The sequence below is a fragment of the Haloferax mediterranei ATCC 33500 genome (assembly GCF_000306765.2).
GTDB classification, from domain to species: domain Archaea; phylum Halobacteriota; class Halobacteria; order Halobacteriales; family Haloferacaceae; genus Haloferax; species Haloferax mediterranei.
This window is the reverse complement of record NC_017941.2, coordinates 1,981,881-2,005,515: the sequence shown is the minus strand read 5'-3', so window position 1 is coordinate 2,005,515 and position 23,635 is coordinate 1,981,881. Positions and strand designations below refer to the sequence as shown.

24 protein-coding genes and 2 pseudogenes are annotated in these 23,635 nt (G+C 60.3%); 8 read left to right on the top strand and 18 right to left on the bottom strand.

The annotated features are described in order from the left end of the window. Positions 1 to 5 precede the first annotated feature (5 nt). The 5 genes and pseudogenes from HFX_RS20295 to HFX_RS10245 form a co-directional block, all read right to left on the bottom strand. Positions 6 to 570: pseudogene (locus tag HFX_RS20295) on the bottom strand (IS6 family transposase); the annotation flags it as partial. Positions 571 to 755: 185 nt separating this feature from the next. Then, entirely contained in the window at positions 756 to 1,379 is a 624-nt protein-coding gene (locus HFX_RS19685; protein ID WP_160163659.1) for a hypothetical protein, read from the bottom strand. Next, complete coding sequence (locus HFX_RS19680) at positions 1,342 to 1,593, bottom strand: hypothetical protein (RefSeq protein WP_014732538.1); 252 nt, start codon at positions 1,591 to 1,593, stop codon at positions 1,342 to 1,344. The genes HFX_RS19685 and HFX_RS19680 overlap by 38 nt, the downstream gene beginning before the upstream one ends. A gap of 73 nt (positions 1,594 to 1,666) precedes the next feature. Next, a pseudogene (locus HFX_RS10250) lies at positions 1,667 to 2,305 on the bottom strand (IS6 family transposase). Between the two features lie 475 nt (positions 2,306 to 2,780). Then, positions 2,781 to 3,860 carry a hypothetical protein gene (locus tag HFX_RS10245; RefSeq protein WP_004060135.1) on the bottom strand — a complete coding sequence of 360 codons (1,080 nt, stop codon included), beginning with the start codon at positions 3,858 to 3,860 and terminating at the stop codon, positions 2,781 to 2,783. 119 nt (positions 3,861 to 3,979) lie between these two features. Between HFX_RS10245 and HFX_RS10240 the strand changes: the two genes are divergently transcribed. Next, positions 3,980 to 4,387 (top strand): hypothetical protein, encoded by a 408-nt coding sequence (locus tag HFX_RS10240; protein ID WP_004060136.1) that lies wholly within the window; start codon positions 3,980 to 3,982, stop codon positions 4,385 to 4,387. Here HFX_RS10240 and HFX_RS10235 read toward each other — a convergent pair. Beyond that, the gene (locus tag HFX_RS10235; RefSeq protein ID WP_004060137.1) at positions 4,366 to 5,013 is read right to left on the bottom strand and encodes a dienelactone hydrolase family protein; all 648 of its coding nucleotides are present in this window, start codon (positions 5,011 to 5,013) and stop codon (positions 4,366 to 4,368) included. The two genes, HFX_RS10240 and HFX_RS10235, sit on opposite strands and share 22 nt — an antisense overlap. A gap of 54 nt (positions 5,014 to 5,067) precedes the next feature. On the opposite strand from HFX_RS10235, the gene HFX_RS10230 reads away from it, so the two are divergent. Continuing rightward, complete coding sequence (locus tag HFX_RS10230) at positions 5,068 to 5,913, top strand: PspA/IM30 family protein (protein WP_004060138.1); 846 nt, start codon at positions 5,068 to 5,070, stop codon at positions 5,911 to 5,913. 191 nt (positions 5,914 to 6,104) lie between these two features. Beyond that, entirely contained in the window at positions 6,105 to 7,166 is a 1,062-nt protein-coding gene (locus HFX_RS10225) for a hypothetical protein (protein ID WP_004060139.1), read from the top strand. A gap of 38 nt (positions 7,167 to 7,204) precedes the next feature. Here the strand turns inward: HFX_RS10225 and HFX_RS10220 are convergent, their stop codons facing one another. The 6 genes from HFX_RS10220 to HFX_RS10195 form a co-directional block, all read right to left on the bottom strand. Beyond that, positions 7,205 to 8,242: a dipeptide epimerase gene (locus HFX_RS10220; protein WP_004060140.1), complete on the bottom strand. Its 1,038-nt coding sequence runs from the start codon at positions 8,240 to 8,242 to the stop codon at positions 7,205 to 7,207. Beyond that, positions 8,243 to 9,268, bottom strand: coding sequence for a DUF1611 domain-containing protein (locus HFX_RS10215; protein ID WP_004060141.1), 1,026 nt, complete (start codon positions 9,266 to 9,268; stop codon positions 8,243 to 8,245). Between the two features lie 114 nt (positions 9,269 to 9,382). Then, positions 9,383 to 10,309, bottom strand: coding sequence for a Vms1/Ankzf1 family peptidyl-tRNA hydrolase (locus HFX_RS10210; protein ID WP_004060142.1), 927 nt, complete (start codon positions 10,307 to 10,309; stop codon positions 9,383 to 9,385). Positions 10,310 to 10,508: 199 nt separating this feature from the next. Further along, positions 10,509 to 10,871, bottom strand: coding sequence for a DUF5802 family protein (locus HFX_RS10205; RefSeq protein WP_004060143.1), 363 nt, complete (start codon positions 10,869 to 10,871; stop codon positions 10,509 to 10,511). 290 nt (positions 10,872 to 11,161) lie between these two features. After that, positions 11,162 to 11,476, bottom strand: coding sequence for a hypothetical protein (locus HFX_RS10200; RefSeq protein ID WP_004060144.1), 315 nt, complete (start codon positions 11,474 to 11,476; stop codon positions 11,162 to 11,164). Next, a complete protein-coding gene (locus tag HFX_RS10195) occupies positions 11,466 to 12,506 on the bottom strand; it encodes a zinc-binding dehydrogenase (protein WP_004060145.1) in 1,041 nt (346 codons plus the stop codon). The genes HFX_RS10200 and HFX_RS10195 overlap by 11 nt, the downstream gene beginning before the upstream one ends. Before the next feature lie 399 nt (positions 12,507 to 12,905). On the opposite strand from HFX_RS10195, the gene HFX_RS10190 reads away from it, so the two are divergent. Further along, positions 12,906 to 13,463, top strand: coding sequence for a MogA/MoaB family molybdenum cofactor biosynthesis protein (locus HFX_RS10190; RefSeq protein WP_004060146.1), 558 nt, complete (start codon positions 12,906 to 12,908; stop codon positions 13,461 to 13,463). Positions 13,464 to 13,603: 140 nt separating this feature from the next. Further along, on the top strand, positions 13,604 to 15,358 hold the full coding sequence (gene ilvD / locus HFX_RS10185) for a dihydroxy-acid dehydratase (protein ID WP_004060147.1): 1,755 nt from the start codon (positions 13,604 to 13,606) through the stop codon (positions 15,356 to 15,358). Between the two features lie 48 nt (positions 15,359 to 15,406). Here the strand turns inward: ilvD and HFX_RS10180 are convergent, their stop codons facing one another. From HFX_RS10180 to HFX_RS10170, 3 genes are all read right to left on the bottom strand, one after another. Further along, complete coding sequence (locus HFX_RS10180; protein ID WP_004060148.1) at positions 15,407 to 15,667, bottom strand: hypothetical protein; 261 nt, start codon at positions 15,665 to 15,667, stop codon at positions 15,407 to 15,409. Positions 15,668 to 15,766: 99 nt separating this feature from the next. Further along, positions 15,767 to 16,726 carry a D-2-hydroxyacid dehydrogenase gene (locus tag HFX_RS10175; protein WP_004060149.1) on the bottom strand — a complete coding sequence of 320 codons (960 nt, stop codon included), beginning with the start codon at positions 16,724 to 16,726 and terminating at the stop codon, positions 15,767 to 15,769. Positions 16,727 to 16,799: 73 nt separating this feature from the next. Then, positions 16,800 to 17,027 (bottom strand): hypothetical protein, encoded by a 228-nt coding sequence (locus HFX_RS10170; protein WP_004060150.1) that lies wholly within the window; start codon positions 17,025 to 17,027, stop codon positions 16,800 to 16,802. 204 nt (positions 17,028 to 17,231) lie between these two features. Between HFX_RS10170 and HFX_RS10165 the strand changes: the two genes are divergently transcribed. Both HFX_RS10165 and HFX_RS19150 read left to right on the top strand, forming a co-directional pair. Beyond that, positions 17,232 to 18,623 carry an NAD(P)/FAD-dependent oxidoreductase gene (locus HFX_RS10165; protein WP_004060151.1) on the top strand — a complete coding sequence of 464 codons (1,392 nt, stop codon included), beginning with the start codon at positions 17,232 to 17,234 and terminating at the stop codon, positions 18,621 to 18,623. A 42-nt stretch (positions 18,624 to 18,665) separates the two neighbouring features. Continuing rightward, a complete protein-coding gene (locus HFX_RS19150; RefSeq protein WP_081603729.1) occupies positions 18,666 to 19,109 on the top strand; it encodes a Tat pathway signal protein in 444 nt (147 codons plus the stop codon). 197 nt (positions 19,110 to 19,306) lie between these two features. On the opposite strand, the gene HFX_RS10155 is transcribed toward HFX_RS19150, so the two are convergent. Together HFX_RS10155 and HFX_RS10150 are read right to left on the bottom strand one after the other, a co-directional pair. Then, a complete protein-coding gene (locus tag HFX_RS10155; RefSeq protein WP_345775729.1) occupies positions 19,307 to 19,657 on the bottom strand; it encodes a type II toxin-antitoxin system VapC family toxin in 351 nt (116 codons plus the stop codon). Next, positions 19,639 to 19,971, bottom strand: coding sequence for an MFS transporter (locus HFX_RS10150; protein WP_004060154.1), 333 nt, complete (start codon positions 19,969 to 19,971; stop codon positions 19,639 to 19,641). The genes HFX_RS10155 and HFX_RS10150 overlap by 19 nt, the downstream gene beginning before the upstream one ends. Before the next feature lie 172 nt (positions 19,972 to 20,143). Between HFX_RS10150 and HFX_RS10145 the strand changes: the two genes are divergently transcribed. Then, on the top strand, positions 20,144 to 20,791 hold the full coding sequence (locus tag HFX_RS10145; RefSeq protein ID WP_004060155.1) for a helix-turn-helix domain-containing protein: 648 nt from the start codon (positions 20,144 to 20,146) through the stop codon (positions 20,789 to 20,791). Positions 20,792 to 20,810: 19 nt separating this feature from the next. On the opposite strand, the gene HFX_RS10140 is transcribed toward HFX_RS10145, so the two are convergent. Continuing rightward, complete coding sequence (locus HFX_RS10140) at positions 20,811 to 23,531, bottom strand: PEP/pyruvate-binding domain-containing protein (protein WP_004060156.1); 2,721 nt, start codon at positions 23,529 to 23,531, stop codon at positions 20,811 to 20,813. Between the last annotated feature and the right edge of the window lie 104 nt (positions 23,532 to 23,635).

The following is a 23,635-nucleotide window of genomic DNA, read 5'->3' as shown; positions in this document are numbered from 1 at the left end:
ACTGTCTAGTTAGTAATCTCCTCAACCAGAGTTCGCCCGTCGAACTTGATGCGGCCGCTGGAAGTTGCAGTATTGCACAAATTGCATGAACTACTCGCGGATACTTCGGTAACTTCCGACTCACAAATTAAAAAGCAGTCGACATTTTGAGGGTGCGAAACTATTTTTCGATGAGGTTTCGCTCGACGTAGTCGAGTCGGTCACTTAATCCTAATCGAGTACAGTTGATAGCGGTAGCCACTGGCGAGAAACACATTTTTGAGAGATCATGTTTCCCAGTAAGTCGACGGACAGGCACCATGTTGTCCAAAGAACTTGATGGCAAGAATCAATTTTGTCTTGATACCCATTACAGTATTCAACCAAGACCACTCACCATTGGTTTTGGAGCGGGTCGTCAACCGCAACCCGCTTCGACTTCGCCTCAGGTGGGTTGTAACTGCTGTCAGAAATCCGATGTACCTATTGCCAAATCGCTTGATGAGAGCGTTGAACGCTAAGCAAACGAAGAATCTCTCTGAGGGAACAACCAGTCGCGTGAAGCAGGGCAGTAGACGCCCTGGCGGGCGTCTCCAGAAGTTAGAGACCTCTGGTCTGCACGAGGACTTCGTTCTCATAACGTTCAAAAGACGCAAAGCGAAGCGAGTTTGGGACATTGGCGTTCCCCACGCTCCTACTCTTCTAAACCCGTCGCAAAGTCACAGCGGCATTCTATACGGTTGAGTAGAACTAAAAGCGAATAGGATCCAGTATCTCTATCCCGATATTGATCTAGTCGGTTTTGCTGAATTTACTGCAAAGTATGCAAAAATAGAAATTCCTAGTGCACTTGCAAGAGTCGCAGCCTGACCAGATCCAAGTGCCATGAACGAAGCAGCAATTGCACCAGGCCCAGATACAACCATTGCCGCGAGAAAACAACCAAATATGACAGCCAATGCAGCAAGAAGAACTTTATTTCCATTTATAAGCTCCATAAGATCGTCTGACATTGCGATTGCTTGTTTGACAATATTAAAGCTCGGAGGGGACAGATCTGCCAAACTTGGAATACCAGAATTAGATAAATCATCTAAACAAAATATCTCTTGACATTGGTATATACCTGGTAGAAAGGAACCGCCACCATAGATACAAGCATTCTCAAAATTCAACCCTAGAAAACCACCCATATTGTAACTTATAGTACGCCCTCTACAATCGGTCATTGCAAGTCCAACTAATTGGAAACCGAACGAAACGCCCTTACCAGCACTCAGTTTCCCATCACAACCTGCATCAACCAATTTTGAGGGAGTAAAACAGACCTTATCGGCTCCAACTCCATCAAGATCAGATGTGTCAATACAAATTTTTTTTGCCAGATAATGATTTAGCAATCTCTTCTATTGAGATTGAATTCTCAAGTTCATTTGCAATTGGAGCATCATCTAGTGGATCCGGGATCGGGTTCGGACCAATGTCAACTGACTCTGTCGACCAAGGATTAGAGTTGGACTGTTTGTCGAGAACTAGGTCTCTTTTGGCTAATGTCATTAACCTATCTGCCGCTTCCTTAGTTTCTTCCTCGGGGAATGACTTTATATAAGCCATACCAACTCGTGTCACCGAAAATTTATGAATCTTTTGTATTATACAGATGGAATACATAGTTGAGTGGCACTGTCTAGTTAGTAACCTCTTCAACCGGTGTTCGTCCATCAAGCGCTTGATGCGGTCTCTGAAAATTATAGTATTACGCAAATTGTATGAACCACTCGCGGACGTTTCCGTGACTGCCCGCCAACGAATTATGGAAGCGGTCGACTCGCATTGTGAGAGTATGAAACCACTTTTCGATGAGGTTTCGCTCGACGTAGTCAAGCCGACCGCTCAATCCTAATCGAGAGAGGGCAGTCTGATACCCGTAGCCATCAACGAGAAACACAGCGTCTGAGAGATCGTGTTTCTCCGAGAGTCGATGGAGAAATGCAGCAGCTGGATCAGTCCCATGCCGTCCAAATAATTCGACATCAAGAACCAGCTTCGTCTCGATGTCTATTGCAGCGTACAACCAAGACCATTCGCCATTGATTTTGACAGCGGTCTCGTCGACCGCAACCCGCTTCGGCTTCGCCTCAGGCGGGGTGTAACCGCTGTCAGCCAGTCGATGTACCCACTGCCAAACAGCTTGATGAGAGCGTTCAACGCCGAGTATTCGAAGAATTTCTTTTGTCTCTCTAAGTGAACACCCGGTCGCGTGGAGCTGGACGGCGAACACCCTGACGGGCGTCCTCAGAACGCTTCGCGTTCTGATGGGCTGCACGAGAGCTCTGCTCTCGTGAACGTTCGAAAGACGCAAGCGTCTTTCGAGCCCACAAACTCGCATCGCGAGTTTGGGACGTCGCCGTCCGCTCACGCTCCCAGTTTCTTCATAATCCGTCGCAAAGCACTCGATGAGCAGGGCTGCGAGCATCTTCCCAAACTCACTCAACGACCTGCTCGTTCCTCAAACTGGCGTGACTAGACAGTGCCTCAAAAGAGCTGATAACACACCTTGGCAGTAATTCTTGTCCTTGGTTTGTTGTGCATGTTCTCATAACAAACACCAAAGCAAAAACAAATCACGTACCCTACTTTGGGCATTCAAGCTGGTATCGTCATTTTGTTCTGTAGCTGTTTACTCCGGCACAGCGTATCCGATAGCTATAGTAGCGTTTGCAACTGGTTACATATCCGACCGCATGACAGCGGTCGACCGAGTGTGTAATGACTTGCAAACGCTACTATAAACCGAATACTCAGTCGTCGATAAGCTCAGCCGCCGTCACTGCACCGACATCACTCGACACTGTTTCGTCCGGGTCGGCGGCAAACACGTACCCGTAGGGCACGAGCAGTAGGCTTCCAACGCCCCCGATGAAGAGACCGAACAGGACCGAGAATATCGCGCCGAAGGCACCGAGGAGGAGCGCGTTCGCCCCGATGACGACAATCGGAAGGATGACGCTTCCCGCGACCAGCGATTTCCACGCTCGTCTACGGAGACAAAAACCTGCGAACAGTCCGAAGGCGGCAACCACGCCGGAAGCGGGCGTGAGCACGTATCGCATCGACAGCGACCCGCTTCCGGTGAGCGTCGTCGCCAGCCACAGGGCGAGGAGCGTTCCCGGAATCACCGCAAGTGCCGTCCTTTGGTCGAGCGGGCGGGCGGTACCGCGGCTCCGAAATGCGACGAGAAGGCCGATTCCGGCGATAGTGTACGCCCATCCGACCGGATTAAAGAGGTACGCGCCGATAGCCGAGAAGAACTTCCCGTAGACCGCGCCGATGTTCTCCGGGTACACGAGATAGGAGGTCCCGCCACGACTGAATAGTCCTTGGTCCACGAACGACCCGACATCAACCGACCCGTCGTCGATTGCCGCTTGGACGTTGGCGCTCGCGTTCGCGGCGGGTTCCGTGGCGGCTTGGGACACAGTTTCCCAGTCGGTCGGCGAGAGGCGGAGCGTCGCGCTAACGGGGTCACCAGAGACGGTCAGCGAGAGACGGTAGTATTGCCCGCCGTAGACCGCAAATTCGGTGTCTTCGTTTATATCACTGAGGGCCATGTAGGCCTCGGATTCAATCTGACCGTCGAACGTTCCAGTCTCGGCGGCGGTCTCGACTGGTGCTTCGAGTTGCGGTGTTCCGTTGACGTGTCTGGAGAGGCTGACGATATCGGAGTCGTGTGCTGCGACGAGTTCGGGGGCGGTTTCGGCTGTCGCTTCCTCGGAGACGTACGTCGTCTGTAGTTCACCAGCAACCGAGAACGACTGGGTTATCAACACGCCGACGAGGAGGAGGGCGACGACGGCGGCGAGTCGTTTCAGTGGGACCATGCAGTCGCGTTCCGTTCAGGAGTAAAAATGTCGTTCGGTTGGATAGTAGTCGGGAGACGACCATCATCGAATCTGGTCGTCCCCAAATTCTCTTATCAGTCGGCCATAATTATCGACGTATGTCCCTCCAAAATCGACTTCGAGAGCGTATTCGTCCGTGGCACGCCGTGATTTTCACCGTGTTCGTCGCTGGAACGGTGTGGTCCCTGCGCGGAGAACCGCTCGAACCACTTCCGGTACTCATGGCCGTTGTCAGTGGCCTACTCGGTGCTATCGTCTTCCAGTTCACCGTCGGAAGCATATGGGGCTACGTCGTCGAATATCACAACGCAGGTGGTCGGTGGACCGACACCCCTCTCCTCGCACCGTTCGCCGTCGCCTTTGCCGTCGGTGCGGTAGTGTACACGACAATCACCGCCGAAGTCGCCGTCGCGGCGTGGGGCGCGTTCTGGGCGTTCGCCCTCGCCGCAGGTCTAGTCGCCGTCGCAACCCAGTTCTACGTCGGCTATCGTTCGCCTCCGGCCTGAAGCCACGGGACGAGGAAGTCGGCGACCGCATCCGCGACTTTTCCGTGCTGGCCGACGAAGAAGTGGTCCGCGGCGAACTCGACGACAGACTGGTGATACTCGCGTGCGCAGTCGACGACGGGTTCCCAGTCGGCGATGTCGTCACGGGTCCCGTAGATGACCTGTACAGGTACGGGAATCTGGTCGAAGACCGCGGTCACGTCTAGGTCGTCTGCAAGTCGTCCGGCGGGGCCGAGCGCCGATACGGCTTCTACGTCCGCGCCCTCCGCGGCGGCGAGAAGCGCCATCGCGCCGCCGAAACTGAATCCGAAGAGTGCGACGCGCTCGTAGCGAGCGTTCGCCCACTCGACCGCCCGGAGCGTGTCGGCGCGTTCGCCGTAGCCTTCGTCCCACGCGCCGTAATCGAAGCGAAGACAGTCGATGCCGCGGTCGGTCAGCTCGTCGCTGACGGCGACGAGGCGGGAGTCGCCGCGGTGACCGGTGTGTTGTGGATGTGGCGGGCAGGCGACGACAACGGTGCTGGCTCTCGGTTGGTCGTCCTCACCGTCGCCACCGGTTCCACCGGCGGCGGTATCCAGCGTCGCACGCACGTCACGGCCGCCCGGTACCAGAATCGTGTCGGTCATACGGACCGGTTGAACTGGTGAGGTTTTAAGCCGAACGTCACGTAGGTAATGGATATGGGAATCCTCTCTCGCACGTCGTACGTCATTCGGTCGAAGATAAACGCCCTCCTCAACCGTGCGGAGGACCCGACCGAGACACTCGACTACTCGTACGAGAAGATGCGCGACGAACTCCAGCAGGTCAAACAGGGTATTGCCGACCTGACGACACAGAAGAAACGACTGGAGATTCAAAAGCGCCGCCTCGAAGAGAACGTCGAGAAGCACAACGACCAGGCCCGCGAAGCTGTCCGGCAGGACCGCGAAGACCTCGCCCGGCAGGCGCTCCAAAAGAAGCAGGCCAAGATGAACCAAATCGAGGAACTCGACGCACAGATTGCGGGCCTCCAAGAGACCCAGGACTCGCTCGTCCAGAAGAAGAACGAACTCCAGGGCCGCATCGAGGAGTTCCGCACGAAGAAAGAGACGATGAAGGCCCGCTACGAGGCCGCCGAAGCGTCGAGTCGCGTCTCCGAAGCCATGTCCGGCGTCGGCGACGAAATGTCCGACGTGGGCCGTGCCCTCGAACGCGCCGAAGAGCAGACCGACGAAATGGAAGCGCGTTCCGCCGCGATGGACGAACTCGTCGACGAGGGCGCGTTCGACGAGGTGCTCTCGGACAAGGACGCCATCGAGCGTGAACTCGAAGCCGGACGGTCCGACGCCGAAGTCGACACCGAGTTGGAGACGCTGAAATCCGAGATGGGTAAATCGTCCGCCCCAGCCGAAGACGCGGAATCCGATTCCGACGTGGATGTCGAATCCGATGTTGAAACGGACGTCGAGGCAGATGTCGATGTTGCCGACGAGGAAGTCGAAGCGGAACTCGAAGAACTGAGGAGCGAAGACGAGTCGTCCTGAACCGCTGTGGGCCGTTAAACGCTCACGGTTGGCCCCGAACCGTGCCGCATCGCGCCGCATCGCGCTACACCGTGCCGCCTACACCGCGCAACATCGCGCCGCGTTGTAGTTAGGCTGTGCCGCCCTTCAGAGAGACGCTTCGGGCGGGTGACTGCCGCCACTAACTTTACTGCGCCACTCAACACCACGATATGGCGAGCAACGGCGGTCCGTCGTCGGGTGAACCCGACGATACGATGCGAGACCGCGGTGCAGCGAGTCGGGCAAAGCTTCGCATCTATCTCGGTGCCGACCGCAGACTCGTCGCGACCGCGCCGCTCGTCGTTGTGTTTCTCAGTATCGTCGTTCTCGGCGTGCTCGACCCGAGTCCACTCGAATCGGCCGTCGAGGCATCCGACCCCATCGAGACGCTCGCACAGGGACTTCTCACTGCAATCATCACCGGTGTCACGCTCGTCGTCAGTATCAACCAACTCGTACTCTCGCGCGAACTCGGTCCGCTCGGCGAGCAACGCGACCGGATTCAAGGGTCGATAGCGTTCCGCGAGGACGTCGCCGACTTACTCGACGCACCGGTCGCTCCGCCGGAGCCATCAGCGTTCTTGCGCGCGCTCGCCGAGAGCATCGCCGCCCGTGCGCGAACCGTCGAAGAGACGGTCTCCGGCGACCGCGCGCCAGAGACTGACGCGGCGGCGCGCGTCCGGGAGTTCGCATCGGAAGTCGAAGGAAACGCCGAGGCGGTCGCCGAGCGTCTGGAGGGCCGGCAGTTCGGAACGTTCGGTGTTCTCTCCGCGGCGCTGGACCTCAACTACTCGTGGAAGATGTATCAGGCAACGCGGCTCCGCCGCGTCTACGAGGACGACCTCCCGGACGAAACGAGGGCAGCACTCTCGGACCTACGCGATGCGCTCGAACTGTTCGGTCCCGCCCGCGAACACGTCAAGACGCTCTACTTCCGGTGGGAACTCGTCAACCTTTCGCGGTCGATGTTTTACACCGCCGTCCCCGCGCTCGTGGTGAGCGTCGGCTCGATTCTCTTTCTCAACGACCTCTCGACCGTTACGGGCGCGACACTCGGCGTCTCGAATCTCTTGTTGGTTGTTGCTTTCGTGACTGCCATCTCGTTAGCGCCCTTCTCGGTCCTCGCTGCCGCCGTGCTCCGAATTTCGACGGTCGCAAAGCGGACGCTCTCTATCGGCCCGTTCGTGTTGCGCTCGGAAACGAGAGAAGAGGACCTCGATTGGGAATCCTAAGTCGGACTCCCGGACGTTAATCGAGGAGACCTGCGTTCTTATTGCAACTGTGCGCCGGTTCCGGCGCGGTCCAGTTCCGTGAGGTTGATTGCGCCGTTCGGCATCGGAACGCCCTCGTAGGGGTCGTTCGCGAGGAGGAGCGACCCGTCGAGGTCGGCGTAATCGAGCAGCGGCGTGAGGTGACACCCTGCCGCGATGGCGGCGTTCGTCTCAATCATGCAACCGAGCATGACTTCGAGACCGTGCGCGCGGGCGGTGTGAATCGCGCGCTTCGCTTCCACGAGACCGCCACATTTCATGAGCTTCAGGTTTGCGATATCGACACGGTCGGCAATCTTGGGGATGTCGTCGGCCGTGATGCAGGATTCGTCGGCCGCGATGGGGAGCGCACCGTGGTCGTAGACGAACTGCAGGCCCTCGTAGTCCTCGGCGGGAACGGGTTGTTCGACGAACTCTACACCGTAGCCCGCAAGGAATTCGGACATTTCGACGGCTTCGCGGGGCGTCCACGCCTCGTTGGCATCGACGCGGATTCTCACGCCGGGTGCTTCGTCGCGGACGGCCTCGATGATAGCCTTGTCGCGGTCGGTGCCGAGTTTGACCTTGAGCACGTCGTAGCCCGCCTCGTACGCCTCGTTCGTCTTCTCGCGCATCGTGTCGAGGTCGTCGAGACCGATGGTGAACGACGAGGTCGGCGCTCGGTCGGCGTCGAGTCCCCAGAGTCTGTAGAGCGGGACGCCGAGTCGCTTCGCGGCGAGGTCGTGGAGCGCGATGCTCACGGCGGTTCTGGCGGCCGGGTTTCGGCGGACCGTCTCGGCCATTCGGCGCTCGATTCGGTCGATTGCGTGCGGGTCGCCGACCTCCTCGACGACCGCGAGCAGGTCTGGAAGGACGGCTTCGACCGTGTCGGCGGTTTCGCCGTAGTGCGACGACGGGGCGGCCGCGCCGACGCCCGTCATGCCGCCTTCGTCTTCGATTCGGACGACGACGTTCTCGGCTTCAGTCTGGACGCCGCGAGAGATACCGAAGGGTTCGGCGAGCGGCATCGAAATCCGCTCGAACTCGGTCGAGAGCACTCAGAACACCTCGTCGATGAGGTCTGTGGCGTCGAACCGAACCGGGTCGACCGCCGGAGCGCCGAGTTCGTCGGCGAACGATTCGACTGCGGCGGCGGCTTCCTCGTCGTCGTCGACGTGCGACGTGTTGAGCGCGCCAGCGACGACTTCCGCCTCGTGGACCGGTTCGGCGAGGGTCTCGTAGAGCGAGACGTACTCCGAAATCGAGGGGAGTGCGAACTCCTCGTAACCGTGAATCGCTTCGCGGGTGGACTCGTGACAGAGGATGAGTTTGTCGGCCATCGAGCCGTGGAGAAGCCCGCAGGTGACCGCGGAGTACGCTGGATGGGTGATACTGCCTTGGCCTTCCACGAAGAGCACGTCGTATTCGTCGCCTTTCTCCAGAATCATCTCCTCGACGGACCCGGCGGTGAAGTCGCTCACGACGCGGTCGACGGGGTTGCCCCAGCCGGAAATCATGATACCGGTCTGGCCCGTCGGGATGAATCCGGCGTCGATACCCTGCTCGCGGGCGGCTTCGACGAGTTCGAGCGTCGCGGTCATCTTACCGACCGAGCAGTCGGTCCCGACGGTGAGGACGACTTCGGCGTCCACGTCGGCGGAGTTGCCCTGCGCGACGCCGATGTCGTCGTGGGGTTTGCGAACGTCGTTTATCTCACAGCCGTGTTCGGCGGCGAGTGCGGCGAACTCCTCGTCGTCGGTGAGGAAGTAGTGCAGGCCAGCGATGATGTCGCACTCGCGTTCCAGCGCAGTCCGCACGTCGTCACGCCACGTCTCGTCGAAGCCGCCGCCGATGGGTGCGATACCAACGAGGAGTGCGTCGGCCTCGGGCGCATCGGCCATCGAGGAGACGATGGGTACGTCGGGGAGGTCGCGGCGGTGGTCGGCAGCGGAGGTTCCCGGGTTGTCGCGGTCGAGGACGGCAACCACGTCGTAGTCGGCGTACTTCAGCACGCCCGTAGCGGTCTTCGCGCGGTCGGGGAACTTCTCGTGTGCGAGGACGACAACTCGCTGTGGCTCGCTCATAGTTGGTGGCACGCAATGACACCCTAAAAGGGCAGTCGATTCGGCAGTGACTGTTGGGAAATCAGTTCGATTATTCGTCACTTTCTCCCCCCACTCTCCCACGGCGACCTCCGGTCAGAGCCGGTACAGTCGCGTGGTCCAGAATTCTCGTGAAGCCTCCGTTAGCGCCGTTTCAGGGTCGCCACTGGCATCGACCGTAGCGGTCAGTGCCGACCGCTCGCGGAACTCGTCGAGGACGGTTTGTTCGCCGAGGACGATGAGGTCTGCGTCGGCGTCGGTGGTGGTCTCGGAATCAGCACCCGCAGCGTGCTCGTCGAGCGCCTCGTGGCACCGGTCGATGTGGTCCGCAATCTGGCCCTCACGGATGCGCTCGAAACGACCCTGTGAGAATCCGCCTTTCGAGTGGGCTGATTTCACGTCGCTTTCGAACCCCGTCACGTAGTGCAGTTCGCCGTCTTCGTAGCGACCGAGGGCGAATAGGTCGGCCCGGACGAGCGCGACGACCGTGGTATCGGTCGGGTGGAACCACGCCGAATCGAGGGTAAATCCGCCGTCCCACGCGTCGAACGCGGCTGGGAGACGCGGTGGCGAGAGAGCGACACGCACCAGTCCGGCGTCGTCGGTGAGGGCGATACAGGGTGCGGCCCGGCGGACCAACGACGCGCGGTCACCGAAGGCGTCTTCGACCGACGAGGGGAGCGAGCGCTCGTTGTCGACGACAGCGGTCAGCGCGCCCTCAGGCGCGGTCGAAACGGATTCGAGGCGGGAACGAATTTCACGAAGACGGTCGCCACGAAGGTCGTCGGTCCCGCGGAAGTCGAGTGAGTCGTCGTCACCGGAGAGGCGTTCGACCCGGTCTTCGAGTTCGGTGATGCGGTCTTCGAGGTGGTTGACTTCTGCTTCGGCTTCCTGTCGCGCACGGACCGCGTCCTTCCGGCGTTCAGACTCGCCTTCGAGACGACCCGCGAGCGCATCGCGTTCGTCTTCCAACTCGGCGATGCGCGCTTTGAGTTTGGCCCGGCCCAACAACTCGTCCAGCATACGCGGAAGCGTGCAGGCCGACCACTTGAGGGTTCGGACGTGGCGCGGCGAGGGAGAGATGTGGGCGTGGCGAGGAAAGATGCGGACGTGGAGGAGAGATGTGGACGTGACGTGACACAGAAGTGTACATCACCGTAACTCGTGGTTGGTACTCGTGCGGTGGGCTACATTCGTCCGCGAAAAAGATTCTCGGCGGCGACTACGCCGGTATGAGTTCGTCGATTCCGTCGAGGTCGTAGCCGGCGTATCGGAGCAGTTCCGCCGCGCGGGGTGCGTCAGCGAGGAGAACCGGTCGGTCGTCGGGGAGGGCGTGTGGGTCTACTCGGTCACGGGGGAGTGCGAGTGTTCCCGACGGAATACCCTCATCGCCGACGACCGGGAAGTGTGCGCTGTCGAGTTTCATTACGAGCGGGAAGTCGGTTCGCTCGATACCCTGTCCTGTGGTGTAGACGTGCTCGTTGAGTCGCTCGTGTTCCGTTCGGTGAATCGCGGCCTCGGTTCCGTCGTACGGTTCGACGTACATCCGGCCGAGGAAGTACCCACTGGAGAATCGTTCAAACATCTGTGCAAGTGAATACCATGCACGACAAGGGATAAGCCTTGTCGGAATCCTTTATATTGGACCGCAATTCGACCGTTTCGGGGTAGCGGCAGCGCAGTGTTGTCGGGATGTTTGCGTCTCAGAGGGTCGGGGGGACTGATGTGTCAGAAAATGGAGTGTTGAGATAACGAACTATTGAGGTGTCGAAGTACCAGAACCGGTGGTGTTTGAGTGACTGGATGCCGTGGTGCCTGAAAGTTACAGGATGCCGTGGTGCCTGAATATCTGAGTCCCGTTGCGAGTTGCCGAACTCAGTCGCCGCCGCGAGTCGCCGCGGTCATCGACCAGACGGCGACCAGACCGAGGAGAAGCGCCGGCAGCATCGGCAGCGCCAGCATCGCGGTAATGTACGGCAGGCCCGCCATCGCGGGGAGCGAGGGGACGAGATACACGGCTCCAGGAACGACGAGGAAACAGAGCGCGACGACACCGACGAGTATCCACCCGCGACTCCCGAAGCCCTTCGCCTCGGGTTCGCTACCGCCGACATCGCTCTCGCCCGGTCGGTGGACGTAGGTGTCGGACCGACTCGCGGTGTCGCCCCCAGACGTGGTGTCAGAGCTCACTATCTGGGATTACGACCACCTTGCCAAAGCCCTGTCGCTCCTCGATGAGTTCGTGTGCACGCTCGATTTCGCTCATCGGGAGCGTCTCGCGGATTCGCGGTTCGAACGTGCCGTCCCAGACGAGTTCGAGCACTTCGTCTGCCTGTCCGGGCGTCGCCATCGTCGAGCCGATAACTGACAGTTGGTTCCAGAAGATGTAGTTGAGTCCCGCACCCGGGTCAGGTCCAGTCGTCGCGCCGCAGGTGACGACTCGCCCGCCGTTAGCGAGGCTTTTGAGCGACTGCTTGTACGTTTTCTCGCCGATATGGTCGACGACCATGTCGACGCCGCGGCCGTCGGTCATCTCGTACACCTCCTTCGAGAAGCTCTCTTCCTCGTAGTTGATGACGTAGTCCGCGCCGCACTCGCGGGCGTACTCCAGTTTCTCGTCGGTGGAAGCCGTGGCGTACACTTCTGCGCCCGCGTAGTCGGCGATTTGGACGGCCGCGTGGCCGACGCCGCCGGACGCGCCGAGGACGAGCACCTTCTCGCCGGCTTGGAGTTCGCCGCGGTGGATGAGCATGCGCCACGCTGTCTGGAAGACGAGCGAGGCGGACCCGGCGACTTCCCACGGCACGTCTTCGGGAACTGGAACGAGGTTCTCCTCGGGCACGGCCGCGAATTCGGCGTGGACGCCGCGCATGTGCTCGCCGATGAGTCGGTAGTCGGGAGCGAGCGTCATGTCGCCCTTCCGCGAGAACTCGTCGTCGCCGTCCGCGACACCCGCGAGGAGCGCGACGCGGTCGCCTTCCTCGAATCGAGTCACGCGCTCGCCGACCTCGGTGACGATACCGGCCATGTCGCTGCCGGGGATGTGCGGCATGTCCAAATCGAGAATCGGAAGCCCCCGTCGCGTCCAGATATCGAGGTGGTTCAGCGACGCCGCTTTTACGTCGACGAGAACCTCATCAGGGTCGACCTCCGGGTCGGGGAAACCGCCGTATTCGAGCACCTCTCGACCGCCGTGTTCCGCGAATTGGACCGCTTTCATCTCGGACCGATTGACGAAGCGAAGCGACTAAAGTGTGGGTTTACGCCAATCATCTTTCCTGAACTTCCACGACTGTTGAAATCGGCACGAATTCGATAAGGGACAACTTAACGACATCCGATAACGTCCTTGGTCATCAAATAGCACAGCACATGCACGCTCGCATACTCCAGAGAGACCGGTGAACACACAACCACGCCGAAGCGACGCGCCGGACCAGTTTTTGGCTGGAGAAACGTTACGCACGTCGGATTTCCCCCACGTCATCAGAACCCTCCGAATTCGGGTTAGCTAACAAGACGCGTTGCGTCTTGTGAACGGCTAAAGCCGTGGGTACCACCTTGCAGTGCTGTGAGAGTCGACGCGAGAACTTTATCACCTGGTGACGAAGCCGGGTTCGTGAGCGACCACGACGACCACGACGACCACGACGACCACAATCATGGCCACAATCACGACCATCACGAACACGACGTGGCAGAACTCCAAGTCGCAGTCCTGACGATTTCGTCGACTCGCGACGTGGAGAACGACCCCGCGGGCGATGCAATCAAGACGATTCTCCACGAGGCCGACCACTCGGTCTCGGTCCGGCGCGTCATCGACGACGACTACGACGAGATACAGACCGAGGTCTCGCGGATGGTAGACCGCGGCGATGTCGACGTAACAGTTACCACCGGCGGAACCGGCGTTACGCCCGACGACGAGACGGTCGAAGCCGCCGAACAACTGTTCGACAAGACGCTCCCCGGATTCGGCGAGTTGTTCCGACACCTCTCATACGACGAAATCGGGACTCGCGTCGTCGGCACGCGAGCGACCGCGGGTATCATCGATGGGATGCCGGTGTTCTGCTTACCGGGCAGCGAGAACGCCGCGCGCCTCGGGACCGCCGAGATACTCGTCCCTGAAGCGCCGCACCTCACGGGACTCGCCCGACGCGACGAGGCGTAAGCGATGAACGAGCGGGAGAGGGAGACTCGCAGTCGAGAAGCAAATAATCACCCATAGAACTGTGGTTCAGCCCGCCAAATCCGACTGCAACGTCTGCCCAGTCGCGTCCATTTAAGTTCGCACACCCGCTCCGGACAGGTATGAGCCAGCAGTCCCCACACGAGGAGGACGCAGACGACGTGTTCTCCAGCGGTAAGGACCCGAACCTTCGGAGTACGGAGGTCACAGAAGGCCCCGATAAGGCCCCGCACCGAGCGATGTTCCGCGCCATGGGCTTCGACGACGAAGACCTCTCGTCGCCGATGGTCGGCGTGCCGAACCCCGCCGCGGACATCACCCCGTGTAACGTTCACCTCGACGACGTCGCCGAGGCGGCCATTGAGGGCATCGAAGACGCCGGGGGGATGCCAATCGAGTTCGGGACCGTCACCATCTCCGACGCCATCTCCATGGGGACCGAAGGGATGAAGGCCTCGCTCATCTCCCGCGAGGTCATCGCCGACTCCGTCGAACTCGTCTCCTTCGGCGAGCGCATGGACGCGCTCGTCACCGTCGCGGGCTGTGACAAGAACCTCCCCGGGATGATGATGGCGTCCATCCGGACCGACCTCCCCTCGGTGTTCCTCTACGGTGGTTCTATCATGCCCGGCGAGCACGAAGGCCGCGAGGTCACCGTCCAGAACGTCTTCGAGGGTGTCGGCACCTACGCCGAAGGCGACATGAGCGCCGACGAACTCGACGACCTCGAACGCCACGCCTGCCCCGGTGCGGGCTCCTGCGGCGGGATGTTCACCGCCAACACGATGGCCTCCATCTCGGAAGCCCTCGGGATGGCACCGCTCGGGTCTGCGTCGCCCCCTGCCGAGTCCGAAGAACGCTACGAGGTCGCCCGCCGCGCCGGTGAGGCCGTCCTCCAGTGCGTCGAAAACGACCGCCGCCCCTCCGACATCCTCACGAAGAAGTCCTTCGAGAACGCCATCGCCCTCCAGGTCGCCATCGGCGGGTCGACCAACGCCGTTCTCCACCTGCTGGCACTCGCCGCCGAAGCGGGTATCGACCTCGACATCGAGGAGTTCAACGAAATCTCCCGGCGCACGCCGAAGATTGCGAACCTTCAACCCGGCGGCACGCGCGTCATGAACGACCTCCACGAGGTCGGCGGCATTCCGATTGTCGTCCGTCGCCTCGTCGAGGCCGACCTGTTCCACGGCGACGCGATGACTGTCACGGGCCGCACCATCGCCGAGGAACTCGACTACCTCGACTTGCCGACCGACGACGAGATAGACGAGGACTTCCTCTACACCGTCGACGAACCGTACCAGTCGGAGGGTGCCATCAAGATTCTCACCGGCAACCTCGCGCCCGACGGCGCGGTGCTCAAAGTCACCGGCGACGACAAGTTCCACCACACCGGTCCCGCCCGCGTGTTCGAGAACGAAGAGGATGCAATGCGCTACGTGCAGGAAGGCCACATCGAATCGGGTGACGTCATCGCCATCCGCAACGAGGGACCGTGCGGCGGTCCCGGGATGCGCGAGATGCTCGGTGTCACCGCCGCCGTCGTCGGACAGGGCCACGAAGACGACGTGGCGCTTCTCACCGACGGTCGCTTCTCCGGTGCGACTCGCGGGCCGATGGTCGGCCACGTCGCACCCGAGGCCGCCAAAGGCGGTCCAATCGCGCTCCTCGAAGACGGCGACGAAGTGACCGTCGACATCCCAAGCCGCGAACTCTCCGTGGACCTCTCCGACGAAGAACTCGAAGCGCGAACGGAAGACTGGGAACCCAAGCCGCCGGCGTACACCTCCGGCGTGCTGGCGAAGTACGCCCGCGACTTCGGCTCTGCGGCGAACGGTGCCGTGACGAACCCGGCCGTCAAGCGGGACGAGTAAGCGACTCTCTACGGGTCGCTGGCGGCTTCTATTTCGGCGCGAACGCCGTCAAAACAGGTGAATACCAGACGCCCGGTAAAGGATGAGGACCCCGACTCCAAGCGCCGTTCCGACCGGAATCAGTACAATCACCTTCCGCGGTTGCTCGGTGAAGCCGTAGCAACACAACCCGAGCGGAATCGACATGAGAACGTCGACAGCCCACTCCGGAACGACTTGGTACAGGCCCGCCCACGAGTAGAGAAACAGAATTCCGAGTCCGCCGAAGAAGGCAAAGATTCGATTCCACTGCCACTCTGAAAGCTGCACAACAACACCCAATACTTTCAACCAATTACCACTTTCGGCGAGGGATGCTGTCGTATTCCCGCCGAATTCGCGGTGGCGAGGGTGTCGATTCGACCCGGCTTAGACCACGCGATTACGCAGGTCATCGTCACCCTCGTCCAACTTGCCGAGGTTCTCGGCGATAATATCTGCCATGCGTTCCCAGTACTTCGGCGTGTGGCCCGCGTTGTGGGGCGTGATGAGCACGTTGTCGAAGTTCCAGAGTTCGTGGTCCGACGGGAGCGGTTCGGGGTCGGTCACGTCGAGGGCTGCACCCCGGATACCGTTGTTTCGGAGTGCGGAGACCAGCGCCTCGGTGTCGACGACCGGGCCGCGACCGATGTTGACGAGGACGGTCTCGGGTGCCATCGATTTGAACGCATCCGCGTCAACGAGACCGCGTGTGGCGTCCGTCAGCGGGCACGCGATGACGACGTACTCCGAGCGGGCGAATGCGTCGTGGAGGCCCTGCTCGTCGTCGAAGCCGACGACTTCGTCGGTCGGGCCTCCCTTTTCGGGCGAGTAGCGAACGCCGATGGTGTCCACGCCGAAGGGTTCGAGTCTGTCGACGACGGCCTGTCCGATAGCGCCGAGTCCGACGACGGTGACCGTCGAACCTTGCAGTTCGTGGGTCGGGTAGGACTGCCAGCGATTGTCCTGTTTGTGCCGCTCTGCGACGTGGAACCGACGGGTGAAATAGAGGATGCTGCCGAGAACCTGCTCGGCGATGTTCGGGCCGTGGACGCCCGACGCATTGGTGACGACGATATCGTTGGCCTCCAGCGCTTCGAGCGGGAGGTGCCCAGTACCGGCGAAGACGCAGGCAAACAGGTCGAGGTTTGCGGCGGTTTCGAGTACGTCCTCAGCGAGAGTGAACCCAGTGGCGACGCGGGCGCGAGAGAGCAAGTCTCGCTCTTCTGTCGGCGTGTTGGCGAGGGCGACTTCCCGGTCTGGGAGTCTCTCACGGAGCGTTTCGGCGTACTCCTCGGCAGACAGTCCGTGTATCTTCTGACGCAGCACCACAATGTCGGGGTCGCGCATGGTCGATGATTCTCGAAGTCGGTGATGAATCTGTCCGATTCGGCGCGGCGTAGTTCTCACCAAAGATAATTCGTCAATCGAGTGGGTCGCGCCTCCGTGGTCGTCGCTTCGAAATCGTTCGGGTGACGGCTACCGCGTCGACAGTCGGGTCGACAACGAACCGAGACCCATCTTCGCCGATTTTCCACGCGACGGGAGCGTAGCCCTGCGGTGCGGGGCCGCCATCGACGAAGACAAGGTCGCCCGTCTCGTCGCGGAATACCACAGGCTCTCGCTGGTCGCCCGACTCGTCAGCGGTCATTGGTTCGCATATAGCGCAGTTCCCTCCATAAATCTCCGTCCCTAGTTATCAGACGCGGTATTTGGGTGTGGTATGGGTCTCGAATACCGCGAGTTTTGAAACCGAGACGGCGCGAAAATCGGGTGACGAAGGACACGATACCCACGCTTCGACCCGGCGAGGCGGTTCAGGGGGTTTAATACCTGAGCGAAGTGCTGTTGCGGTATGGAACGCGTAGACGTCGCCATCGTTGGCGGCGGCCCGGCCGGTACGTCAGCGGCACACGCTGCCGCCTCGGCCGGTGCCTCCGCTTTGGTCCTCGAGAAGGGCGTCCCCCGAGCGGACCGACAGGGTCTCGGTCCGGATTCAACGGACGCGGCCGGCATCCTCGATTACTGGGTGGACATCATGGACATTCACCCGGACGAGATGCCGGACGATGTCGTCCTCGATGTCCTCGACCGAGCCGAATTCATCGGGCCGAACGAATCGCTAACACTCCGAAGTACCGGTCTCGACTCGTCGTACGACGAGTTCGGGTACACGTTTCACCGAGCCAAGTTCGACGACTGGCTTCGCAGCCGTGCCGAGGAAGCAGGCGCGGAGTACCGACTCAAGGCATCCGTCCGCGACGTAGAGACGGACCTCGACGCATCGGGCAGCGAAACCGACCCGCGCCACGTCGTCCGGTTGGCCAACGGCGAAGACGTGGGTGCGGACTTCCTCATTCTCGCCGACGGGCCGCAGCGGACGGTCACGAACAAGGTTCTCGACGACTTCCTGCCGTTCGCAATCACGGACAGACTCGCGTCGACGGAAGTCAACCACATCGCGTATCAGGAACACCGCGAGTTCCCGCCGGAACTGTTCGACGAAGTCGACGGCGCTATCAAGTTCTGGTGGGGCTACATGCCCGGCCACACGGCGTATCCGTGGGTGTTTCCGAACGACAACAACGTCTGCCGCGTCGGACTCACGATGCCAATCGGAATGGACATCGACGAAGTCGAAGACCGCGACAAGTACAAACTCCTCCGCGAAGACGACGACAGCATTCCGCAGGGCCGCGAGTACATCCGTCGCTTGCTCGAACAAGAGTTCGGCGACGAGTACGACATCGACGAGGACTTCCCGCTCGTCGAAGACCGTGGCAAGACCAACGGGACCGAGACGTACGCCATCTCCTCGACGCGCCCCATCGATTCGCCCAGTGCGGCGGGTATCGCCGTCACCGGCGGTGCAATGGGCGCAACCTCGGCCTTCCACGAAGGTGGCGACCACGTTGCCGTCCGCACGGGTGCCATTGCGGGTGAACTCGCCGCCGAAGGAGACCTGAGCGAGTACAACGCCCGCTGGAAGGACGCCATCGGCGACGAGGTTCTGCGGAACGTCGCCATGGCCAAAATCGTCCACGACTACGGCCCGAGCAACTGGGACAAGTCGTTCAAGGCGGCCAGAAAGCTTCTCGATAAGGACGAAGGCTACAAGGCGTTCGGCGCCACCAAACTCAGCGCCGGATTCAGTGCTGCGAAACTTGCGACCCAGTACAAGCGGACGAAACTCAAGTACCGAAACGGCAAGTACGTCCAGCTGAACGAATCCGAGTATTCAGTATAGCTGACAGAAGTTTTATCAGCCATTCCGAATTTCTGTCAGTCGATGACCCCGCTTCCATCTCGCCGCCGTGTTCTCCGCCGTGGACTTGCCACGGCAGGCGTCGGTCTTTTGGGTTCGTTCGCGGGGTGCTCGTCGCTTCGTGGCTGCTCATCTGCCGAGATATTTCTCCGAGGAGAGTTAGTCGGCCACGTACCGCAAAATGCAACCGTCGTAGACGTAGACGACCCGCGTGTCGAACAAAGTCCATGGGTGAAGAAAGTCGTCGAGTCGGCTTCGGGCGGCCATCCACGCGAGTTGACTGTCTCCGACTGTTTGAGCGATTACGACGACCTTCGGCAGGACCTCGACGCGCTCCCGGCAGTCCATCGGTCCGAAGACCGTCTGTACTACGTGCGCATCGAGGGACAGGTTGTCAGAGTTCGGGCCGTCTTCTTCGCCGGTGAGGAGACGAGGCGGTCGGAAGTCGTTTTACCTCGGGTGGACTAGACCCGGGTGCGTACCTCAAGTCCCCGTCCGAGTTGTCCCACATTGGGAGCGATGACAGAACGGCGAACCCGGGTGCGCAACACCTACTGGCCGGCACCCGCCGGCGTACTTCGGAACGTCCGCGCCCGAAAGACGGACCGCCTGGCACGAGGGTTTCCCGGTTGACGCGGCACGCCGCCTCGGGATGATACCGGCCGTTAGTGTCCTGGGCGACACTTCCGAATCGCTAGCAACAGCGTCGACTGTTGCCTCAGCGACCCGGTTTCGATTCGTTCTACTAGGCCGTCGAAGTCGTCGTCGAAACTCAACATGGCGTCGGTGCCTCGCGACTCGCATAGGTAGATGCTAGATGCGTCTGTGAAACTAAGGTCCTGATCTGCATATCGTCGGAACGTCTCCAGCGATGACCGCACGTCGTCGGGTTCGACGTGAATCGTTTCAAAGACAGTCGGAAACGGGTCTTCACCAAGGATACGTCTGGCGACTGTGTTCGCGGCATCGAACGACCCCGTTCGAACACGCGTAAGTGTCACTGTCTCGTCCAGCACGTAGTCACTCGTGTACGGCTGTCCGTACTTGCTCCACCAGCCAGTCCGTAGAGAACCATCGACACGAACAAGGGTACCGTTCGTCCAAAACGGTCGATAATCACGCCGACGACGGGCGAGAGAACGATGACGGAGAGCGCTGGAACCGTCAACACGAACCGGACGAGGAAGTCCGCGTTCGGTACCTCGCCGAACGCGTTATGGATGGCCGGTAGCGCCGGGGCGATTGCCGTTGATACCATGACGGTCAACATACTCGTCAGCAGCAATGCTACGGTGCGCAATCGAGTGTTCCCGTCTGTTCGGGTCATCATTCACCGCCGTCCTGGTCTTCGTTTCCTCCGGACCCACCTTCCACGAGGGTAACGTTACGCATCTCAAGTTGCGGATTTGGTGTAACCATGCCGGATAACAGATGGGACACCACCATGATTTCGCGCGTAAAGTACTTTCTGCATTTAAGTACTACCCGGGAGAACGAAACGTATGCCTCGTGTACAGTTTCGGGTCAATGGTTCGCCGGTGAGGGATACGCTGGCAGATGCCTCGACCGAATTTCCAGACGCCGAATTCAGAATATTGGCGAGCCAACCTCTCGACGACCACCTGTTCGAAATTGTCGAGGTAACGACATCTGATGGTGACAAACTCGTTCGCCATTTCGAGGACGCACCCGAAGTGCGCTCGTTTGAGGTGATTCATTCCCATGCACAGACGATACTGATACGATTCACGATCCCAATCTCGGAGACCTATAATGCGCTTCTCGAATCCGGAAATCTCCCACTCTACCCCATCCCCCTTCACGACGGGTGGTTTTCGGGGGAGATTCGGGCCTCACACCAGCAACTATCTGCTTATGTGGCGGAGTTATCGGCTGCCGGCGTCCCGTATCAGATTCTGTCTGTAACCCAAACTCACGATTCGGTCGAGTTGCTTACCGAACGACAATGGGAGTTCGTTACCGCAGCAGTCGAACAGGGTTTTTACGACACCTCGCGTGAGTGTACGCTCAGCGAGCTCGCGGAGACGCTCGACGTCAACGTTTCGGCGGTGAGTCGATTGCGCCATCGGGCTGAAAGTCGGATTATTTCGAGTTTTGTCGCCGAGGCAGGACCGAAGAACCGGTCGTAGTTGCGAGAGTAAGGTGTGGTCAGTACCGTTCGGACCGGTCGAGGAGTTCGACGGTACCGCGCTTCCCGTCAAGGCGAATCCGTTCCCCAGTTCGGATTTCCTCCGTTGCGTTCGAAACGGAGGCAACGGCCGGAATCCCGTACTCGCGTGCGACTAACGCCCCGTGTGTCATCCGGCCACCGACCTCCATCACGAGCCCTGCTGCGTTCAAAAACAGCGGTGTCCATCCCGGGTCCGTCGTGGGAGCAACGAGTATCTCGCCTTTTTCGAGTGACTCGCTGGACGGGTCACGGATAACGCGGGCTGGTCCTTCAACGACGCCCGAAGAGACAGGTGTCCCAGAGAGAACGCCTTCGGTACGTTCGGGTTCCATCGTCGCCGCCGGGGCCTCCCCTTCACTGGTGAGAATCGGCGGGGCCGTCTTCTTCCTGTCGCGTTCGTAGGCTCGTCGACGAGCGTCGATATCCGCGTCGATGGGCGCATCCTCCGCGAGCGCGGCGAATAACTCCTCCTTGCGGAGATACCACACGTCTTCCGGGCCGTCGAGACGGCCGTCAGCAGCGAGCGCCGCTCCGGCGTCAGATATTACTTCGTGGACGGCCGTAAAGAGGTGAGCCACTCCTTGCTTTGGGTACTCCCGAAACTGAATCCCGCCGCGGTATGCCCGAATCAATCGCCGGACGACCGCCTTCCTGACCGGTCCGAGGACGCCGTGGTCAGCGCGTGCTTCGAGGCGAGTCGCCGCCGCCGCAGCATTGCGTTCCAAGTGTTGGAGATGTGCTCGGTGTGTGCCGGGGTCGGTGCCTGCGAGATTGCTCCGGATTGTCCGTATCAACGTCGCAGGGTTATCGTTCCAGCGCGGCCGACTGAGGTCGATTTCACCGCTTGCCCGGTGTCCGAACTCGTCGAGAAACTCCGACAGTGCGTTACCGAAGGCCTGTCCACCCTCACCCTCGGAGATATCCGCGAGCGAAGCCTCTTTCCGGAGTGCCTCTCGGACCTCGGAATGTTCACGGGCGAGGTCGGCAAGGTCACCGAGTCGCTGGTTCATCCGCGTGACCAGCTCATTTTCTAAGCCTTTGCTACTCGCATCCAGGTCCGTGTCGGCATCCGGAAACAGGCGTTCGAGTGTCTTCTGGGCGAGGAGGCTCGCAACCAAGAGCGGCCCGATACGGGGGAGTAATCTACTGAGTACTGTCAACAAATCAGAGCGCTGGAAGGCGGCTCGGACGCGCTCAGCGACCGTCTCAGGTTCCCGTATCCGTGAAGCGAGTTCTTCACCCCATGCCTCAATCCGAGCCTGCTCCCGTCTTGGCTCCGGCGGCCCGGAAACGAATACGCGAATAAATCGGCCACTAGCTCTCAAAAGATGGGGTACGAGTTTCGGTGCTCCGCGGCGAAGTACGCGACCCACTGAACGAATAGTCGTTACCCGCCCGTGAGCAGGGAACGCTTCGCTCCGTCCTGTGAGCAGGCCTTGGAGAGCCGCCGCCGCTGGTTCGTTCGCTGCTGCGATGCCTACAGGAATTCCTCGTTTCAGCGGACCGAAACGGAGCAGCGGGGTTATATCGATATACACTCGATGGCCGGCTTCGACCGCCCACGGTGCTTCGGTGTTCCCTGAACGAACTCGTGCGGCCGTGTTATTGAGCAGTTCCCGCCACCAGTCTACGACGAGCGGTGGAAGTGCCTCTGCCATCGCTTGCTGATGGCCGATACTGAAATAGACGTGTAAGCGGTCGTCGTCCGGGGCTGGTTCCGGGAGCGGAAACAACGACGTAATTGGACGGGATTGGAGGAGTACAAAGTCCCCCTCGACGAGTGCCCACTCGATGTCCTGTGGAGTACCGAGCAGGTCCTCGACCTGTCCACCGAGCGCAACCAGTCTCCGCAGTTGGGCATCCGACAGCACACGAGTGGCCTGTTTTTCGGAATCGAGCGCTACTGGTTCCGTCCCGTTCCCCCCCGCATCCGAACGAAGTGCGTAGCGTTTCTCACCGACCTCGTACGCGAGTATCTCTCTGGTGCGTCGGTCGATACGGGCGTTATCCGGCGATACCTCGCCCGAAACGACCGTTTCACCGAGACCGTAGTTGGCATCAACGGATGCAACGTGTCGGTTGCCGGTTACGGGGTCTGCCGTGAATAGTACACCGGCGACCGCCGGGTCAACCATCTCCTGAATGACGACTGCCATCGCCACCTCGGAGTGAGCGATGTCGTTCCGGAGTCGGTATGCGACGGCGCGTTCGGTGAACAGACTCGCCAAACAGTCACGGAGCCGGTCGAAAACCGGTTCTCCGTCGCTGACTCCGAGAAACGTCTCGTGTTGGCCCGCAAACGACGCGGTTGGCAAATCTTCCGCCGTGGCGCTCGACCGGACCGCATACGTGTCTCCATCGGGCGTATCGAGTTCCTCCGTGACGGCGTGTCGGACGGTGTCCGGGAGGGTTCGGCTCTGAATCTTCGACCGGACCTCGGAACTGCCATCGGCGATTGCCTCCGTCTCTTCGGGCGCAAGTGCTTCCAACGATTCGATTGCCGCCCGGATTTCGGGAGTATCAGTGAGGGTGTGGTAGACAGCGGTCGTCGCACAAAACCCAGAGGGAACAGGAAAGTCAGCCGCGATAAGGCGTGCGAGGGTTGCACCTTTTCCACCGGTTACTGAGAGTTTTGTCGCATCGTCGTCCGCTAACGAGATCGCGAACCGCGTCTCTGGCGTGTCTCCCCTCTCGTTCATTGTTAACTTATGGTTCTCGTCCTTGTTGAGTCCGATTGTGATATGACCATTTTCTCATACGTATCACAGAAGAAGAAATTCGAACGTCCGATAGCGCATAGTGT

Coding starts and splice junctions, on each gene's coding strand:
- HFX_RS19680 (WP_014732538.1), bottom strand. CDS start 1,593: ATGGCTTATATAAAGTCATTCCCCGAGGAAGAAACTAAGGAAGCGGCA.
- HFX_RS10245 (WP_004060135.1), bottom strand. CDS start 3,860: ATGGTCCCACTGAAACGACTCGCCGCCGTCGTCGCCCTCCTCCTCGTC.
- HFX_RS10240 (WP_004060136.1), top strand. CDS start 3,980: ATGTCCCTCCAAAATCGACTTCGAGAGCGTATTCGTCCGTGGCACGCC.
- HFX_RS10235 (WP_004060137.1), bottom strand. CDS start 5,013: ATGACCGACACGATTCTGGTACCGGGCGGCCGTGACGTGCGTGCGACG.
- HFX_RS10230 (WP_004060138.1), top strand. CDS start 5,068: ATGGGAATCCTCTCTCGCACGTCGTACGTCATTCGGTCGAAGATAAAC.
- HFX_RS10225 (WP_004060139.1), top strand. CDS start 6,105: ATGGCGAGCAACGGCGGTCCGTCGTCGGGTGAACCCGACGATACGATG.
- HFX_RS10215 (WP_004060141.1), bottom strand. CDS start 9,268: ATGAGCGAGCCACAGCGAGTTGTCGTCCTCGCACACGAGAAGTTCCCC.
- HFX_RS10210 (WP_004060142.1), bottom strand. CDS start 10,309: ATGCTGGACGAGTTGTTGGGCCGGGCCAAACTCAAAGCGCGCATCGCC.
- HFX_RS10205 (WP_004060143.1), bottom strand. CDS start 10,871: ATGTTTGAACGATTCTCCAGTGGGTACTTCCTCGGCCGGATGTACGTC.
- HFX_RS10195 (WP_004060145.1), bottom strand. CDS start 12,506: ATGAAAGCGGTCCAATTCGCGGAACACGGCGGTCGAGAGGTGCTCGAA.
- ilvD (WP_004060147.1), top strand. CDS start 13,604: ATGAGCCAGCAGTCCCCACACGAGGAGGACGCAGACGACGTGTTCTCC.
- HFX_RS10175 (WP_004060149.1), bottom strand. CDS start 16,726: ATGCGCGACCCCGACATTGTGGTGCTGCGTCAGAAGATACACGGACTG.
- HFX_RS10170 (WP_004060150.1), bottom strand. CDS start 17,027: ATGACCGCTGACGAGTCGGGCGACCAGCGAGAGCCTGTGGTATTCCGC.
- HFX_RS10165 (WP_004060151.1), top strand. CDS start 17,232: ATGGAACGCGTAGACGTCGCCATCGTTGGCGGCGGCCCGGCCGGTACG.
- HFX_RS19150 (WP_081603729.1), top strand. CDS start 18,666: ATGACCCCGCTTCCATCTCGCCGCCGTGTTCTCCGCCGTGGACTTGCC.
- HFX_RS10150 (WP_004060154.1), bottom strand. CDS start 19,971: ATGATGACCCGAACAGACGGGAACACTCGATTGCGCACCGTAGCATTG.
- HFX_RS10145 (WP_004060155.1), top strand. CDS start 20,144: ATGCCTCGTGTACAGTTTCGGGTCAATGGTTCGCCGGTGAGGGATACG.
- HFX_RS10140 (WP_004060156.1), bottom strand. CDS start 23,531: ATGAACGAGAGGGGAGACACGCCAGAGACGCGGTTCGCGATCTCGTTA.